20 protein-coding genes are annotated in these 16588 nt (G+C 72.0%); 8 read left to right on the top strand and 12 right to left on the bottom strand.

All coding sequences use genetic code 11. The annotated features are described in order from the left end of the window. Positions 1–463: 463 nt before the first annotated feature. Together EU555_RS23280 and EU555_RS23285 are read left to right on the top strand one after the other, a co-directional pair. Positions 464–880: an NADH:ubiquinone oxidoreductase subunit NDUFA12 gene (locus tag EU555_RS23280; protein WP_135417611.1), complete on the top strand. Its 417-nt coding sequence runs from the start codon at positions 464–466 to the stop codon at positions 878–880. A gap of 158 nt (positions 881–1038) precedes the next feature. Beyond that, positions 1039–1689: a DUF2155 domain-containing protein gene (locus EU555_RS23285; RefSeq protein ID WP_135417612.1), complete on the top strand. Its 651-nt coding sequence runs from the start codon at positions 1039–1041 to the stop codon at positions 1687–1689. 288 nt (positions 1690–1977) lie between these two features. Here the strand turns inward: EU555_RS23285 and EU555_RS23290 are convergent, their stop codons facing one another. From EU555_RS23290 to EU555_RS23315, 6 genes are all read right to left on the bottom strand, one after another. Continuing rightward, positions 1978–2991 carry an energy transducer TonB family protein gene (locus EU555_RS23290; RefSeq protein WP_135417613.1) on the bottom strand — a complete coding sequence of 338 codons (1014 nt, stop codon included), beginning with the start codon at positions 2989–2991 and terminating at the stop codon, positions 1978–1980. Positions 2992–2995: 4 nt separating this feature from the next. Next, positions 2996–3499, bottom strand: a complete 504-nt coding sequence (gene tolR / locus EU555_RS23295; RefSeq protein WP_135417614.1) for a protein TolR — start codon at positions 3497–3499, stop codon at positions 2996–2998. 85 nt (positions 3500–3584) lie between these two features. Then, the gene (locus EU555_RS23300; protein WP_135417615.1) at positions 3585–4277 is read right to left on the bottom strand and encodes a MotA/TolQ/ExbB proton channel family protein; all 693 of its coding nucleotides are present in this window, start codon (positions 4275–4277) and stop codon (positions 3585–3587) included. A 40-nt stretch (positions 4278–4317) separates the two neighbouring features. Beyond that, on the bottom strand, positions 4318–4860 hold the full coding sequence (locus EU555_RS23305) for a Tat pathway signal protein (RefSeq protein WP_135417616.1): 543 nt from the start codon (positions 4858–4860) through the stop codon (positions 4318–4320). Between the two features lie 275 nt (positions 4861–5135). After that, entirely contained in the window at positions 5136–5570 is a 435-nt protein-coding gene (locus EU555_RS23310) for a photosystem reaction center subunit H (protein ID WP_245524447.1), read from the bottom strand. Between the two features lie 35 nt (positions 5571–5605). Further along, positions 5606–6010: a response regulator gene (locus EU555_RS23315; protein WP_135417617.1), complete on the bottom strand. Its 405-nt coding sequence runs from the start codon at positions 6008–6010 to the stop codon at positions 5606–5608. A gap of 276 nt (positions 6011–6286) precedes the next feature. Here EU555_RS23315 and EU555_RS23320 point away from each other — a divergent pair, with 276 nt between their 5' ends. The 4 genes from EU555_RS23320 (at position 6287) to EU555_RS23335 (ending at position 9414) form a co-directional block, all read left to right on the top strand. After that, entirely contained in the window at positions 6287–7300 is a 1014-nt protein-coding gene (locus tag EU555_RS23320) for a WD40 repeat domain-containing protein (RefSeq protein ID WP_135417618.1), read from the top strand. Positions 7301–7302: 2 nt separating this feature from the next. Next, on the top strand, positions 7303–7584 hold the full coding sequence (locus EU555_RS23325; protein ID WP_135417619.1) for a hypothetical protein: 282 nt from the start codon (positions 7303–7305) through the stop codon (positions 7582–7584). A 199-nt stretch (positions 7585–7783) separates the two neighbouring features. Beyond that, complete coding sequence (locus EU555_RS23330) at positions 7784–8077, top strand: virulence factor (protein ID WP_135417620.1); 294 nt, start codon at positions 7784–7786, stop codon at positions 8075–8077. A 107-nt stretch (positions 8078–8184) separates the two neighbouring features. Then, entirely contained in the window at positions 8185–9414 is a 1230-nt protein-coding gene (locus EU555_RS23335) for a peptide ABC transporter permease (RefSeq protein ID WP_135417621.1), read from the top strand. Positions 9415–9458: 44 nt separating this feature from the next. On the opposite strand, the gene EU555_RS23340 is transcribed toward EU555_RS23335, so the two are convergent. The 5 genes from EU555_RS23340 to argB form a co-directional block, all read right to left on the bottom strand. Further along, positions 9459–9776 carry a hypothetical protein gene (locus EU555_RS23340; RefSeq protein WP_135417622.1) on the bottom strand — a complete coding sequence of 106 codons (318 nt, stop codon included), beginning with the start codon at positions 9774–9776 and terminating at the stop codon, positions 9459–9461. Between the two features lie 164 nt (positions 9777–9940). Then, positions 9941–10363, bottom strand: coding sequence for a metallopeptidase family protein (locus EU555_RS23345; protein ID WP_135417623.1), 423 nt, complete (start codon positions 10361–10363; stop codon positions 9941–9943). 20 nt (positions 10364–10383) lie between these two features. After that, entirely contained in the window at positions 10384–10569 is a 186-nt protein-coding gene (locus EU555_RS23350) for a hypothetical protein (protein WP_135417624.1), read from the bottom strand. Next, the gene (locus EU555_RS23355) at positions 10566–11297 is read right to left on the bottom strand and encodes a pyrimidine 5'-nucleotidase (protein ID WP_135417625.1); all 732 of its coding nucleotides are present in this window, start codon (positions 11295–11297) and stop codon (positions 10566–10568) included. Before EU555_RS23355 ends, EU555_RS23350 begins: the two co-directional genes overlap by 4 nt. A 125-nt stretch (positions 11298–11422) precedes the next feature. Next, positions 11423–12346 carry an acetylglutamate kinase gene (gene argB / locus EU555_RS23360; protein ID WP_135417626.1) on the bottom strand — a complete coding sequence of 308 codons (924 nt, stop codon included), beginning with the start codon at positions 12344–12346 and terminating at the stop codon, positions 11423–11425. 282 nt (positions 12347–12628) lie between these two features. Between argB and EU555_RS23365 the strand changes: the two genes are divergently transcribed. Continuing rightward, the gene (locus tag EU555_RS23365) at positions 12629–12838 is read left to right on the top strand and encodes a hypothetical protein (protein ID WP_135417627.1); all 210 of its coding nucleotides are present in this window, start codon (positions 12629–12631) and stop codon (positions 12836–12838) included. 15 nt (positions 12839–12853) lie between these two features. On the opposite strand, the gene EU555_RS23370 is transcribed toward EU555_RS23365, so the two are convergent. Then, a complete protein-coding gene (locus EU555_RS23370; RefSeq protein WP_135417628.1) occupies positions 12854–13630 on the bottom strand; it encodes an MOSC domain-containing protein in 777 nt (258 codons plus the stop codon). Between the two features lie 276 nt (positions 13631–13906). Here EU555_RS23370 and clpB point away from each other — a divergent pair, with 276 nt between their 5' ends. Beyond that, positions 13907–16546 (top strand): ATP-dependent chaperone ClpB, encoded by a 2640-nt coding sequence (clpB, locus tag EU555_RS23375; RefSeq protein WP_135417629.1) that lies wholly within the window; start codon positions 13907–13909, stop codon positions 16544–16546. Positions 16547–16588: the final 42 nt, after the last annotated feature.

Raw genomic sequence — 16588 nt, forward strand, 5'->3', positions numbered from 1 at the left:
GCCGGATACGAGGAATGAGGGACGCACGGGGTCCGGTGGGCCAGCCTTCAGCCTCCCCGCGGGGACCGGCCGTCCTGTGCCCTGGAAACTACCGACCCTAGCGGCTCCACGTCAATAACTTGTGTCGCCTGACTCCGTTCCTCGCTAGATGTTGTGTCGACAGGCGGATTCCTGTGGATAGCGACGAACCCCGGCCTAAGCCCGCGCGAGTCCTGGCGGAATCGCGGCGGGGCTTGAAGCCGCCCACAGCCGGCGGGACGTCGGACCACGGACTTGTTCACAGCCGGTGAGGACTTTTGGTCACAATCGGGGGCCGGCGGGGACCGTTGGAGGTCCTTGGCAGCGGAATCATGCTGCGACGCGGGACGCGCTGGACATCCGGGGGTCCTCTCACCATAGTCCCGCGCGACGACGGGGGGCCTCCTCCCATTCCCGAGGGCCCTGGGCCCTAGAGACGGTCGCGATGGCGCTGAAAGACACCCTGCTTCGGATCTTCACCTGGTGGAGCGGCTCGACCGTCAGCCTGGAATTCTACACCAAGCGCCACGGCCGCTTCGTGGGCGAGGACGAGTTCGGCAACCGCTATTACCGCGCGCAGGGGCCGCTGATCGACGCCTCGGTCGGCTCGGAGCGGCGCTGGGTGATCTATAACGGCTACGCCGACGCCTCGAAGGTGCCGCCGGGCTGGCGCGGCTGGCTCTGCCATGCCACCGACGTGGCGCCCTCCGAGGAGACCTACCGCCCGCGCGAGTGGCAGAAGCCGCACGAGGAGAACCTCACCGGCACCGTGGCGGCCTACCGGCCGCGGGGCTCGCAGCTCTCCTACGGCCAGCGGCCGGCGGCGACCGGCGACTACGTGCCGTGGGTGCCGGGCGAGTAATCCGCCCTTTTTCCACCATCCTCCTCGCGTCTATCGCGGGTCGGGCGAGGGACGCCCCTGCGCCCGCTCGATTCGGGTGCGAGAGGCCGGCAACAGGGCTCGCGCCGAAGGGCCCCGGGCCAAGGGCCTTCGAACGACGAGCCGGGAGCGACTGGGTTTTGAGCCGCATGACCGCACGACGCGCCGCGGGCGCCTTCCTGCTCCTCGGCGGCGCGGTGCTGGGCGCCGTGGCGCCGGCCCGGGCCGACAAGATCCGCAACCCGACCGCGGTCTTTTCCGGCCTCGACAAGATCACCGGCCGCATCGTGTCCTTCGAGGTGGCGGTGGACGAGACGGTGCAGTTCGGCGCGCTCCAGCTCACCCCGCGGGTCTGCTACACCCGGCCGCCGACCGAGAGCGCCAAGACCACCGGCTTCCTGGAGGTCGACGAGGTCACCCTCGAGAACAAGTACCGGCGGATCTTCACCGGCTGGATGTTCGCCTCGAGCCCGGGCCTGCACGCGATCGAGCACCCGATCTACGACGTGTGGCTGGTCGACTGCAAAGGCGGCACCGACATCGTGGCCGAGCCGAAGGAGCAGGAGGACGCGCCGGTGGCCGCCGCCAAGCCCGAGCGGAAGCGCCGCGACCAGGCCCGCGGCGAGGAGGCGCCGCGCGCCCGCCAGGTCAACCGCCAGGGCCAGGTCGACGTCGAGCCGCTGCGCGGCACGCCGGTCCAGCCGCGCCAGACGCCGTCGCGGCGCTTCTTCCCGACCAATGACGGTCCGGCGGCCTTCGGCGGGGACGCGATGAACCCGAACCCGCGCTGAAGCCGGGCCGGGTCTCTCTCGTCCGCCACGACGGGACGGAGGCATGGTCCGATCGCTCGCGCCGAGCGGACCGGGCAATCCCATCGACATATCCCCGCATCGGAGACCCGGTTTCGCGTTGGAGGCGAGACCGCCTTCGCCGCGCCCGGCGCAGGCGCGCGGGGCGACGACGAGGACGCGTCGCGGGACGGCGACCATGGCCCGGTGAGAGCGGGGCGTTGCCCCGTTTCCGGGAGCCTGTTCGACCGAATCGACGGATCCCGTCCGACCCCGCACCCCGACAGGCGCTCAGTTGAACCGCAGCGGCACCGAGAAGCTCTGCTGCGCGCCCGTGAACTCGGCGGGCGCCGGCGGCAGGCCGCCGGAGGCGGCGGCGAGGGCGGCGGCGTCGAGGCTGCCGTTGCCGCTGCTGCCGACGAGCGAGGCGCCGAGCACCCGCCCCGAGCGGGCCACCGTGAAGCGCACCGTCACCGTGCCGCTCGCCCCCGCCGCACCCCGGGCGCGGCTGCGGATCGCCCCGGCGATCATCTGGCCCCAGGCCCGGGCGGCGTTGGCGCTCGCGGCGGCGGAGGCCCCGCCGTCGTTCATGCGGGACGCGGAGGCGGCGGCGCGGCGCTGGCGGGCGGCCTCGGCGTTGCGCTCGGCCGCCTGCTGCGCCTCGCGCTTGACGTCGCGCACGGGCTTGGGCGGCGGCTTGCGGGCCTCCACCGGCTTCTCGACTGGCTTGGGTTTCTCGACCGGCTTCGGCTTGGCCACCGGCTTCGGCACCGGCTTGGGAACCGGTTTCGGCTCGGGCTTGGGCTCGGGCTTCGGCTCCGGGCGCGCCAGGACGGCGGCCGGCGCCTCGGGATTGGTCGAGGTGACGACCTGCTCCTCGGGCTCCTGAACCGCCTCGGTCACCGGCTCGGGCGGCTTCTCCATCGGCACCGCCTCGGCCGGGGCCCGCTCGACCGGAGTCTCCTGCGGAACCTCATCGGCCTTCATCTCGGGCGTCGGCGGCGTCTCGACCGGCACCGTGTCGGACGGGGGCTCGGCGACGGGCGTGGTCGTCGGCTCGGTCGTGTCGGTCGGGGTCGGGGCGTTCTCGACGTCCTTCGACTCGTTCGGGACGTCGACCGCCGCCATGTCCGGCGCGAGGTCGATGGTGATCTCGTTCTCGCCGGGCGGGGTCGGGGTCGCGCGCCAGTAGGTGAGGGCGAAGAGTCCGCCGGCATGGAGCGCGAGCGCCACCAGGAAGGCGAGGCCGAGGCCCGCCCCCGGCTCCCGCGGCTCCGGCGCCTCGGTCGTGATCGTGCGGCTCATCGGCTTACCGCGGGGCCGCTGGCGTGGCGCCGCCCGGAGCCGATAGCGCCCCGCCCGGGGCGGGAAGCGCCCCGCCGGAGGGCGCGTTGGCGATCAGCGAGACCTTGGCGAAGCCGGCCTGGCCGACGATTCCCATCACCTCCATGACCTTGCCATAGGGCACGTCCTTGTCGCCGCGCACCAACACGGTCTGGCCAGGGTCCTGGGCGGCGGCGGCCTTCAGCCGCGCCAGGGCCGTATCGGCCGGCAGACGCTCCTTGGCCAGGAAGGCCTGGCCGTCCTTGTCGACCGAGACCACCACCGGCTTCTTCGACTCGGAGGTCTTGGCAGCGGCCGTCTTCGGCAATTGCACCGGCACGCCGACCGTCATCAGGGGTGCGGCGACCATGAAGATGATCAGCAGCACCAGCATCACGTCGACCATCGGGGTGACGTTGATCTCGGACATCGGCGCGGCGTCGAAGCCATCCTCGTCGCCGGCGCCGGCCTGCACCGGTCCCATACCCATCTGACGGGCCTCTTCGGGTTGCGTGCCTGGAGTTACGTACTTCTGGAGTTACGTACTTCTGGAGTTACGGAGTTGGGGCGGCCGCTCACTCGGCGGCGGCGCTGCGGGCGTGGTGGCTGCGGTCGCGCGCCAGCCGGTTGCCCAGGGTGCCGATGCCGGCCACGAAGGTCCCCTGGACCTTGGCGAGATCGCTCGAGAACTTGTTGTAGGCGAGCACCGCGGGAATCGCGACCACGAGGCCGATCGCGGTGGCGAACAGCGCCTCGGCGATGCCGGGCGCCACCACCGCGAGGCTGGTGTCCTGGCTCTTCGCGATCGACGAGAACGAGTTCATGATGCCCCAGACCGTGCCGAACAGGCCGATGAACGGCGCCGCCGAGCCGGCGCTGGCCAGGAACGGCAGGCCGATCTGCAGCCGCTTCAGGTCGAGGGTGAGGGCGGCCCGCATGGCGCGCTCGATGCGCTCGCGCCGCTCGGCGCGGGTCTCGCTCGGATCCTGGTCGCGCCAGGCCTCCTGGGCGGCGGCCACCACCCGGGCGCTGATGCCGGAGCGCGCCTCCGGCATGCCGCCGGTGGCCACCAGCCGGCCGAAATCCCGCGCCTGGCGCCTGGCGCCGGCGAGCCGCACCAGCTTCTCGATGATGATCGTCCAGGATACCAGCGAGCCCAGGACCAGGAGGATCATCACCCCCTTCACGATCGGGTCGGCCTGCAGGAAGAGGCCGAGGAAGGAGAAGTCGTGGCCTGCGGCCGCGGCGGGCGCGGTGGTCGGATCCATCTCGGCGGTCTCCGGAATCAGTGAAGAGAGGTCGGGGAGGTCAGCGCACGAACGGCGCCGCACCCTTGGCGGAGGCCGGCTCGATGCGCTCCAGGCAGGTCTCGCGCGTGAGGTCCTGGCCGTCGCAGGCCGTCACGTCGTTGAGCAGCACCCGACCGACCTGGGCGCAGGGCGTGGGCGAGATCTCGAACTGGCGCAGAGCCGTCTTGCGGGCCGGCACCGGCCCGAGCTCGACGAGGCTGCGCTTCTGCACCACCCCGTCCGGATCGAAGGCGTAGAGGTCGAGGCGCAGGGAGCGGATCGGGCCGCCCTTGCCGTTCTCGACGATCAGCACCGCCTTGCAGGCCTCGCCGGCGGTCTCGAGCTTGTTCAGCTCCACCCGCAGGGGGGCGCCTTGCGTCACGGCGACAGGGGTCGCGGCGACAGGGGTCGCGGCGGCAGGGGTTGCAGCGGCCTGCGGCTCGTTGGCCTGCGCGGCCACCGCCGAGGCGAGCAGCACCAGCGACAGGACGAGGCAGAAGGCCAGGTCGAGGGCGACGCGGCCGATGCGGGCCCGGAACCAGGGCAGCCCTTGCGTGAGCACGTCGTGCGACTCCTCTGGGACGGCGAGCGCCAAAACGCCGTCATGGCGCGGGCCGGCCGCCCCTCGCGGGCGTCGGCACGACGCCGTCCCGGCTCGCGCTCCTGTTCGTCGGACAAATCCGGAGGCTCCCTTGAGGCCTCCGGCAGGAACGAACTAGCGAGATGGCCGGGCCGGATCAAGGCCGCGCACGAAACTCAGAGGAATTCCAATCTGTTATCGGGGACGCCGGGAATCTCCGGCAAGCCCCGCTTCCACTTCGTCCTCTCCTTCGGCCTCTACTTGGACTTCTCGGGAGAGGTCTCCGGCGCCTTCTCCGGTGCCTTGGGGGTGCGGGCCTTCTCGACGGCCTCCGCCTTCTCCTCGTCGGTGTCGCCGCCCTGGTCGATCGCCCGCTCGGGATCGGCGGCGAGTTCGCGCAGGACCGTCAGAACCTGGGCGCAGACCTCCGGGTGCTTGTAGGCGTCCAGCACCACGGCGGCGTCGCGCAAGGTGCGCAGGTCGCGCAAGGCCTGCGCGTTGGCGGGCTTCTGCAACGCGGCCGACCTGGCGATCACGTCCTCGAGACGCAGGCCGACGACGTCGCAGGTCGCGCTCGGCGCCGCCGTTCCGGCGGGGGCGTCCTTGGCCCCGGCGGTGGGGGCGGGGCCGGCGAGCAGGACGGCGAGGAGGCCGGTCGCCATCAGGCCGGTCATGAACAGGGGCGGGCGCATCGGCGTCGGGCTCCAGCAGATGGGATCGGTCCGGGTCAGTGCCCGAGGATGCGGTTGGCCAGCGCCACGATCTGGCTCGGGCGGTAGGGTTTGGGGACGAAGACCGAGTCGGCCACCGCCTCGTCCGCGCGCAGGGTGTGGCGCCCGCCCGAGGTGTAGACGACCGGCAGGCGCGGGCAGTGGCGCCGCGCGTCGCGGGCGAGCGCCACCCCGTCGGTGTTGCGGGCGAGGTCGATGTCGGTGAACAGCATGTCGACCCGCTCGGCCCGCAGGATCCGGCCGGCCTCGACCGCGTCGGCGGCGGTGAGCACCCGGTAGCCCTCGTCCGCCAGGGCCTCGGCGGCGATCTCGCAGACCATCGCCTCGTCCTCGACCACCAGCACCGTCTCCCAGGGAAGGGCGGCAGGCGGCACCATCGCCGCAATGGCAGACTGGATCATGACGCAACTCGCTCCAGGAGGGTGGGGCGCCCGCCGGCTCGCCCGGGAGGCGCTCCGGCGACGGTTCGGAACAAGAACCGCCGGAACCTCGGCCGTGTTCGGGGCCGGTCCCTCGAATTGACGCGGTTTGGTGAGCGAAGCCTTAACCCTGCGGGACGGGCGGTTAATCCGGGCCGGAACCGGTGCCGCCCTTGCGCCGGGGGGCCTCGTGTGACAGGCCCGCCCGGGATCCGAGCCCCGCGACGATCCGAGCCAGACCCGAGCCCAGGAAGAGCGATGAGCGCCACCGCCGCCCCCTCCCTCACCCAGCAGGTCACCGGGATCGCCGGCAGCGCCCACGTGATCGCGGCGCAGTGGCTCGGCCGGACCCTCGCCCTGGCGCAGGGCGACGGCGCGGTGCTCCTCGTCCAGGAGGGCGGCGGGACCACCCGGGTCGAGGCCCACCCGGAGGCCGGCATCCTGGTGGCGGCCGGCGACGGCAAGCGCCTCGTCACCGGCGGCGACGACGGCCGGGTCGTGGCGCTCAAGGCCGACGGCAGCCTCGAGACCCTGGCGACCGCGAAGGGCGGCGCCTGGATCGACGCCCTGGCGCTGCACCCGGAGGGCGGCGTCGCCTACGCGGCCGGCAAGCGGGTCGTCGCCCGCGACGCCAAGGGCCGCGAGAAGACCTTCGAGGCGCCCTCGACCGCCCGCGGCCTCGCCTTCGCGCCCAAGGGCTACCGGCTGGCGGTGGCGCACTACAACGGCGCCACCCTGTGGTACCCGAATCTCGACACCGCGCCCGAAGCCCTGACCTGGAAGGGCTCGCATATCGACGTGACCTGGTCGACGGACGGGCGCTTCGTCATCACCACGATGCAGGAGAACGCGCTCCACGGCTGGCGCCTGCAGCCCGACCGCGGCCACATGCGGATGACCGGCTACCCGGCCAAGGTCCGCTCCTTCGCCTGGTCCTCGGACGGGGACTGGCTGGCGACGAGCGGGGCGGAAGCCGTGATCGTCTGGCCGTTCGATTCCAAGGAAGGCCCGACCGGCAAGGCGCCGCGGGAATGCGGCGTGCGCCCGGCCCGGGTCTCGCGGGTGGCGTTCCACCCCAAGGCCCCGGTCCTGGCGGCGGGCTACGAGGATGGCTGCATCCTCCTGATCCGCTTCACCGACGCCTCCGAATTGCTGGTGCGCCCCGCCGTGAAGGGCAGCGCCGTGACGGCGATGAGCTGGCATCCCGGCGGCGAGCACCTCGCCTTCGGCTGCGCCGACGGCCAGGCCGGCCTCCTCAGCCTGCCGCGCTGACGATGAGTCTCCTCGGCGCCTTCCGGCGCCGCCCCTCGCCGGACGCCGCCGCCCGGGCCCGGGTGGCGGAGATCGCCCGCCGGCTCGGCGGCTTCGGCCCCGAGGTGAGCCTGACGGTCAACGAGATCGTCTGCCCCGACCCGGCCTGCCCGGGCACCGAGACGGTGATCCTGGTGATGCGCCCCGGGGCGCGCTCGCGGGCCTGCAAGGTCGGCAAGCCGCTCGAGGCGGTGACGGAGGAGGATGTGGCGGCGGCGTTGCACGCCGAGGCGCCCGGCGCCTGAGGCCGGCCGCTTCACAAAGGCCGGGGAACCGCACACATTTCGCAGACGGGACGCTCGTCGTCCCGGGCGAGTTCCTCGCGGCGAGACCGGCAGACGATCCATGAAGACCCGACGCCCGAAACGCCGCTTGCCGCAAGGTCATGGACGGGATAGCGTGCCTCCTACGCACATCCCGAACCGGCCGGCATGGAGCAACCGCGTGTACGCGATCTGCTTCGACCTCGATACCGAGACGCTTAAGAACCAGTACCACAACGCATCCTGGCAGAATGGCTACCAGGACATCGCCCGGGTGCTAGAGCGCCACGGCTTCGACCGGCAGCAGGGCAGCGTGTATTTCGGCAACGACCAGGTCGACCCGGTGCGCTGCGTCCTGGCGATCCAGGACGTGGCGCGGGAATGCCCCTGGTTCCGGGCGGCGGTGGTCGATGTCCGCATGCTGCGGATCGAGGAGAACAACGACCTGCTACCGGCGCTCCAGCCGCCCGCCTGAGGCCCCGCCCGCCCCCAGTGTTGCACCCGCTCTACAGCGCACGGGCCGCCCTCTCGACTAGGAGGGGAGGGCGGCGCCCTCCGGCGCCGCCTTCCGGATTGGCCGCCATGCCGCGCGCGACGTCGCCCACCCCCGATCCCGCCGTCGACGCGGCGGCGCTGCTGCGCCGCCTCGCCTTCTTCGGCCTGACGGTGGTGATCCCGGTCACCGCCCTGGTGTCGCGGCGCAGCGTCGTGATCCTGGCGCCGATCGGCATCGCGCTCCTGATCATCGCGGCCCTCCTCGACGGGGCCCAGCGTCCCCTCGGGGCGGGGCTGACGCGCCTCGGCGGCGCGCGCGCGATCCTGGCCGGCGCGCTGCTGCTCGGCTGGTGCGCCCTGTCGCTGGTCTGGACGCCGTTCCCGGGCCCGGCGAGCGAGCGCCTGCTCAACCTCGCGGCCACGGTGGGATTGACCGTGGCGGGCTATCTCGCGCTGCCCGACCGGATGCGCTCGGCCAACCTCTACCTCCTGCCCCTCGGGGTCGGGGCGGCGGCGATCGGGGCGGTGCTGCTCGGGCTGTTCAGCGGCGCCGCGTTGCGGGGGGGCTTCGAGGACGACAGCGCGCTCGAGCGCGCCGCGATGCTGCTCGCCCTGCTGGTCTGGCCGGCCGCCGCCTGGCTGCGCTCGCGCCGCCGCGACATGGAGGCGCTCGGCCTCGCGGTGGTGGTGGCGCTGGCGCTGGTGCTCGCCCCCGGGCCGGTGCCGCTCCTGGCGCTGGCCTTCGGGGCCGCCGCCTTCGCGCTCTCGGCCTGGCGCCAGGGCCTCGGCGTGCGGGTCACCGCCGGCGTCGCGGCGGGCCTCGTCGCCCTGGCGCCGCTCCTGCCCTTCCTCCTGCGGCCGCTCCTGTCCCCGGTCCTGGGACCGCTCCACCCCACAATCCTGTCCCTGAAGGCCTGGCAGCGGGTGGTGACGGGCGAGCCCCTGCGCCTCATCACCGGCCACGGCCTCGAGACGGCGCTCCGCGGCAAGGTCATCGGCATGCTGCCGGTCAATGCCCCGGCCTCGCTGCTGTTCGAGATCTGGTACGAGCTCGGCATCGTCGGCGCCGTCGCGGCCGCCTTCGTGCTGTGGAGCGGCATCCGCCATTCCGGCCGCGAGCACCCGGTCCTGACCCCCGGCGCCATGGCGACCGCCGCCACCGCCTTCGCCTCCGCCTGCCTCGGCATCGGCACCACCGCGAGCTGGTGGTTCACCAGCGTGACCGTGGTGGTGCTGGTCTTCATCGCGGCGGAGCGGGGCCAGTTCCGCACCAGCCGCCCGAAGGCGAGCGCCCTGCCGCCGCGCAGCGCGGCATAGCCTCGGACACGATCGCCGCGCGATGCGCGGCGTGGCGTGGCGTTTCAGAACGTCGCCGCGCAGCGCGGCGTCGAGCCCGGCATGGTCGTCGCGCAAGGTGGCGCGACCTCCGCCATCCGGCTGTCCAGCCAGGCGCGGGCCTGGTCGAGGGTCGGGAAGATGGGCGGGCGCGGCCCGCCGGCGACGTACCCGAACCCGGCCTCGAGATACCAGTGCCGGCCGACGCCCAGTTCCCCGTGCAGTTCCGGGTCGAGCTGGGTCAGGACGCCGATCAGGCGACCGTCGCGGTAGGCCAGGCGTCCCTCGGTGTCGGCGCTGCCGGTGTCGACCCGGACCGGGTCGAGAGTGATGCGGGCTGACATTTTTGATTCGATTCGTGGATGAACTTGCCGGAATTTGCAACCGCAGATACATAAACTGTGCGACATCGGCAACGGGTTCACGGTTAACCTGTCATCGACCATAAGGACTAGGCACATCGCGTCGACCGGTGCGGCCTCGAGGATGATCCGGCCCCGTCCGGACGTCACTCCTCGGCCGCCGCCTCGATCGCCGCCATGTCGGCGTCGGAGAGGCCGACATGGTGGCCGATCTCGTGAACCAGCACGTGGGCGACGAGGTGGCCCAGCGTCTCGTCATGCTCGGCCCAGTAATCGAGGAGGGGCCGGCGGTAGAGCCAGACCATGTTGGGAAACTGACCCGTCGCGAGGTTCACCGCGCCCCCGCCCTGCGCCAGGCCGGTGCCGCGAAACAGGCCGAGGAGGTCGAACTCGGTCTCGCAGCCCATCTCGTCGAGGGTCTCCTCGTCCGGAAACTCCTCGACGCGGATCACCACGCCCTCGCACAGGGCGCGGAATTCCTCCGGCAGCCGCGCGAAGGCCGCCTCCGCCAAGGCCTCGAAGGCGGCGAGGTCGGGGGCCCGTTGCGCGCTCCAGTCGATCTCGGCCATCTCGGTTCCCGGTTCGGTCGTCACCACAGGTGGAGTTGCCGGCCGAGCAGCCAGGCCAGGACGGCGAGCGCCGCGACGCCGAGGCCCCGGCCGATGCGCCTGCCCCAGACCTCGGCCGGGTCGTTCCCGTCTTCCTGCCGGCTCCGGTCTTGCCGGCTCTGATCCTGCCGATTGTCGCCGTGCCGGCGCTCGTCCGGCGGGCTCACGCCGCCACCGCCGGGGCGACCCTTTCGGTCAGGAAACCCGCCAGGTCGTTGGTGATGTGGTCGATGTGCGGGGCGCGCACCGCCTCCTGCTCGAAGCTCTCGCGGAACGGATCGATGGTGCGGGGCACCACCAGGACCGTCGCCATGCCGAGGTCGTGCGGGACGACGAGGTTCTTGGCGATGTCCTCGAACAGGGCCGAGCGGGTCGGGTCGACGCCGTGGCGGTCGAGGAACTTCTCGTAGGCCGTGCGCTCGGGCTTGGGCACGAAATCGGCCGCCGCGATGTCGAACACGTCCTCGAAATGGTCGAGGATGCCGAGCTTCTTCGCCACGTTCTCGGCGTGCCGGCGCGAGCCGTTGGTGAGGATCAGCTTGCGGCCGGGCAGGCCCTCGATCGCCTCGCCGAGCCCCGGATTGAGCGCGATGCTCGAATGGTCGATGTCGTGGGCGAAGTCGAGGAACTCGTAAGGATCGATCTTCCACTCGGCCATCAGGGCGCGCAAAGTCGTGCCGTAGCGGTGGTAGAAGTATTTCTGCAGCGCGCGGGCCGAGATGCCGTCGAGCCCGAACAGGTTCATCACGTAGAGGGTGATGCGCTCGTCGACCTGCGGCCACACCCGGGCGTCGTGGGGATAGAGCGTGTTGTCGAGGTCGAACACCCAGGTGTCGATCCCGGAGAAGCCGCGGGCCTTGGGCGCTGTGAGGTGGCTCTCGCCTGGCAGGAGCAAGGGACGTTCCGGCGACGGGGGCCCCACGGCCCCGGACGCCCAAGATAGGCGAGGCGGGCCGGAAGGGAAGATGAAAGAACGGCAAGACGTCCGGGCGGCCGCGTCAGCCGCCCGGACGTCGTTCCTTACGACCGGCGGATCAGGGTGCCGGCGCCGTAATCGGTGAACAGCTCGAGCAGCACCGCGTGCGGCACCTTGCCGTCGAGGATGACCACCGCCTCGACGCCCTGCTCCAGGGCGTAGATGCAGGTCTCGATCTTCGGGATCATGCCGGCCGTGATGGTCCCGTCGGCGATCAGCCGGCGGCAATCCTCGATCGACAGTTCCGGGATCAGGTTCTTGTTCTTGTCGAGCACGCCCGGCACGTCGGTCAGCAGCAGCAGGCGCTTGGCCCGCATCGCCCCCGCGATGGCCCCCGCGAAGGTGTCGGCGTTGACGTTGTAGGTCTGGCCGTCGCTGCCGACCGCCACGGGGGCGAGAACCGGGATCAGCTCGGCCTTGAGCACCGCGTCGAGGACCGTGCGGTCGACGTGCTCGGGCTCGCCGACGAGGCCGAGATCGATGTGGCGCTCGATGTGGGAATCGGGATCCATCACCGTGCGGGCCGCGCGGCGCGCCCGCACCATGTTGCCGTCCTTGCCGCACAGGCCGATCGCCTTGCCGCCCTCGGCCGAGATCCAGCCGACGATCTGCTTGTTGATCGATCCGGCCAGCACCATCTCGACCACCTCGACGGTGGCCTCGTCGGTGACCCGCAGGCCCTCGCGGAACTCCGACTTGATGCCGAGCCGGTCGAGCATGCGGCCGATCTGCGGCCCGCCGCCATGGACCACCACGGGCTTGAGGCCCGACTGCTCGAGCAGCACGATGTCCTCGGCGAAATCCTCCGCCGCCGCGCGGTCGCCCATGGCGTGGCCGCCATACTTGATGACGACGATCTCCTCGTCGTAGCGCTGCATGTGCGGCAGCGCCTGCACCAGCACCTCGGCCCGCACATGGACGTTGGGCAGTTGCACGTTCGGCGCTGTGTCCGCTCCGGAATCGCTCATCGCGGCGGATTTCCTCTGGCAAGGTCGGGCCGCGGCACGCGGCAGGGGAAAGGTTGGCCGCGGCACGCGGCTTGGGGACGGCGCGGGGTTCTACGCATCATCGCGCGGCCTGTCACACCGAAATCGCGCGAGGCGGTCTCCCGGCTGCGGCGGCCGCGGCCCCGCACGGGGCGGCCGGGTTCTGGCGCCGTCCCGCGACGGTTCGATGACGGCCGGCCGCCTCAACCCCCGGTTAACCATGATCCGATCATCGTGGCCGCGGTCCAACAGGGTTCTTGACCGATGCGCCCCGCCGATTCGCTCCTGCCGCGCCCCGCCCTCACCAGCCCCTCGCTCCTCGCCGCCACGGTCCACTCGCTCAGCGACCGCGCCGCCAGCCGCCAGGACCTCTGGCGCCTCCTCACCGACAGCTACACGGTCGACCTCGACGCCGTCGCGGCGGTGCTGCCGCGCCAGGAACCCGAGCCGGTCTGGCTGCCGGCGAAGCGCTGATCCCGGGAAGGGCCGTCAGCCCGCCGCCCGCAGCACGTCCCCGGCCCGCACCTCACCCCCCGCCATCACCTCGGCGTAGATGCCGCAATCGGCGTGGCCGAGGTGCTTCTGCAGCGCCTCCGGGATCGCGAGGTCGCGCTCTCCCGTCGCCGGATCGACGTTGGTGGCCGCGCAGCGCACGATGCGCTTCGTCACCTTCAGGCGCAGGCCCGCATCCGTGACGAGTTCGGCCCCGACGAGGTCGAGCTCGGCGAAGGCCGGCAGCCCGGTGACGTGGAGGTTGCCGCGAAAGCGCAGGGGGTCCACCGGCGCACCGACCATGTCCTCGACCGCCGCCACGCTCGCCAGGTTGATGAGCGACACGAAGCCGCTGCGCGAATCGGTGAAGCGGTAGCCCTCCGGCGCCGCGAGCACCTTCGGGGGGCCGCGCAGTTCCTTGGGCACGAAGCGGCGGAAGAACGCCTCGATGGCGAGGCGTCCCTCCGGCGTGGCGAGGTCGCCGCGGGCCACCTCGCGGTCGCCCTCGCGGATGGTCAGCACGCCGGTCGCGTCGTCGTAGGCCGTGCGCAGGCGCGCCAGGGCCTCGTTGCGCATCAGCATCAGGTACTTGATCTTGGGCTGATGCGCCGGGGCGGCGGGGTCGAAGCCGCTCGGGCCGTTCTCGACCGCGAACAGCCGGTCGCCCGGGAAGTAGGCGCCGGCACTCAGCGCCGCCGAGGCCAGGGGCTCGGGCGAGAGGCCCTTCACGGGGTAGCGGTGGAGGGCGGTGACGGTGAGGGCGGCTGTCGTCATGCCCCCGTGGGTAGCGGAATTCGCGGGCGCTGAGAATTGCGGTCCCGCTCCCCGCTGCCGAGCCCTGCCGCAAAGCCATCCGCCGGCCGCATGCCTCGCGCCCGCTAATCGCGTCGCCGGCCCCTTGTGTTACCGATATGTCACACCACATGGGGAGGGCCGGCGGCTTCCGGGAAGGGCCGGCGCCCGGCGCGCGACCGACGCGCGAGGGCGAACCCTACGGTCCCCCGACGCCTCCTCACAGGGCGGGCGGACCGGCCGAGGAGGAGCGAATTCATGAACTTCGAACAATACACCGAGCGGGCGCGGGGCTTCGTGCAGGCGGCCCAGGCGCTGGCCCTGCGCGAGGGCCATCCGCAGCTGGCGCCCGCCCATGTCCTGAAGGTGCTGCTCGACGATCCGGAGGGCCTGTGCGCGGGCCTGATCGACCGCGCCGGCGGCCAGTCGCGCGTGGCGCTGGCCCAGACCGAGGCGTGGCTCGCCAAGCAGCCGAAGGTGTCCGGGGGCGCGTCGCAGCCGCAGGCGACCCGCGAGCTGATGCGCCTGTTCGACACCGCCGAGAAGGCCGCCGAGAAGGCGGGCGATTCCTACGTCACGGTGGAGCGGCTGCTGCTCGCGCTCGCCGTCGAGAAGGATTCGGACGCGGGAAAGATCCTGGCGGCGGCGGGCGTCACCGCGGCCTCGCTCAACGGCGCCATCAATGCCCTGCGCAAGGGCCGCACCGCCGACAACGCAACGGCCGAGAACGCCTACGACGCCCTGAAGAAATACGCCCGCGACCTCACCGAGGCGGCCCGCGAGGGCAAGCTCGATCCGGTGATCGGCCGCGACGAGGAGATCCGCCGCACCATCCAGGTGCTGTCGCGGCGCACCAAGAACAACCCCGTCCTGATCGGCGAGCCCGGTGTCGGCAAGACCGCCATCGTCGAGGGGCTGGCCCTGCGCATCGTCAACGGCGACGTGCCGGAATCGCTTCGCGACAAGCAGCTGCTCGCCCTCGACATGGGCGCGCTGATCGCCGGCGCGAAGTATCGCGGCGAGTTCGAGGAGCGCCTGAAAGGGGTGCTCTCCGAGGTCACGGCCGCGGAAGGCCAGATCGTGCTGTTCATCGACGAGATGCACACGCTGGTCGGGGCCGGCAAGGCGGACGGGGCGATGGACGCCTCGAACCTCCTGAAGCCCGCGCTCGCCCGCGGCGAGCTGCACTGCGTCGGCGCGACCACCCTCGACGAGTACCGCAAGCACGTCGAGAAGGACGCGGCGCTGGCCCGGCGCTTCCAGCCGGTCTTCGTCTCGGAGCCGACCGTCGAGGACACGGTCTCGATCCTGCGCGGCATCAAGGAGAAGTACGAGCAGCACCACGGCGTGCGGATCCAGGACTCGGCCCTCGTCGCGGCCGCGACCCTGTCGAACCGCTACATCACCGACCGCTTCCTGCCCGACAAGGCGATCGACCTCGTCGACGAGGCGGCCTCGCGCCTGCGCATGCAGGTCGATTCGAAGCCGGAGGAGCTCGACAGCGTCGATCGCGAGATCGTGCGGCTGAAGATCGAGGCCGAGGCCCTGAAGAAGGAGACCGATTCCGCCTCCCGCGACCGCCTGGTGCGGCTGGAGAAGGAGCTCGGCGACCTCGAGGAGCAGTCGGCCGCGATCACCGCGCGCTGGAAGGCCGAGAAGGACAAGCTGGGCCGGGCCGCGGAGCTGAAGAAGAAGCTCGACGAGGCCAGGAACGAGCTCGCCGCGGCGCAGCGCCAGGGCCAGTACCAGCGGGCGGGCGAGCTCGCCTACGGCATCATCCCGGGGCTCGAGCGCGAGCTGTCCGAGATCGAGGCCAGGGGCGCGGACGGTTCGCGCGGCAACGGCGGAGGCATGATGGAGGAGGCGGTGACGCCGAGCCACATCGCCGGGGTCGTGTCGCGCTGGACCGGCGTGCCGGTCGACAAGATGCTGGAGGGCGAGCGCGAGAAGCTGCTCGGGATGGAGGCGGCTTTGGCCAAGCGCGTCGTCGGCCAGCACGAGGCGGTGGTGGCGGTGGCGACCGCCGTGCGGCGCGCCCGCGCCGGGCTGCAGGACCCGCACCGGCCGATCGGCTCGTTCATGTTCCTCGGCCCCACCGGCGTCGGCAAGACCGAGCTGACCAAGGCGCTGGCCGGCTTCCTGTTCGACGACGACACGGCGCTCGTGCGCATCGACATGTCCGAGTACATGGAGAAGCACGCGGTGGCCCGCCTGATCGGCGCGCCTCCGGGCTATGTCGGCTACGAGGAGGGCGGGGCGCTGACCGAGGCCGTGCGGCGCCGGCCCTACCAGGTCGTGCTGTTCGACGAGGTCGAGAAGGCGCATCCGGACGTGTTCAACGTCCTGCTCCAGGTCCTCGACGACGGGCGGCTCACCGACGGGCAGGGGCGGACGGTCGACTTCCGCAACACGCTCATCGTCATGACGTCGAATCTCGGCTCCGAGTACCTGGTCGCCCAGCCGGAGGGCCAGGATACGGATGCGGTGCGCGACGACGTGATGAACGTGGTCCGCGCGCACTTCCGGCCGGAGTTCCTGAACCGGGTCGACGAGATCATCCTGTTCCACCGCCTGCAGCGGCAGGAGATGGGGGCGATCGTCGACATCCAGCTCGGGCGTCTCGCCCGGCTGCTCGAGGACCGCAAGATCACCCTCGAGGTCGAGCCCGACGCCCGCGCCTGGCTCGCCCAGAAGGGCTACGACTCGGCCTATGGCGCGCGCCCGTTGAAGCGCGTGATCCAGAAGGCGGTGCAGGACCCGCTCGCCGAGCAGATCCTGGCCGGCCGGGTCCATGACGGCGAGACCGTGCCGGTGCGCCTCGGCCCCGCCGGCCTGTTCATCGGCGACCAGGCGGTGGCGCCGGACGAGCGCCGGCCGGCGAACGCCCTGCTGAACTGACGCCGCCGCGCGGCTTCCAGGGGCCCGCCTCCAATCCGGAGG

Origin of the sequence: Methylobacterium nonmethylotrophicum (assembly GCF_004745635.1) — a bacterium.
In the GTDB taxonomy this organism is placed as follows: domain Bacteria; phylum Pseudomonadota; class Alphaproteobacteria; order Rhizobiales; family Beijerinckiaceae; genus Methylobacterium; species Methylobacterium nonmethylotrophicum.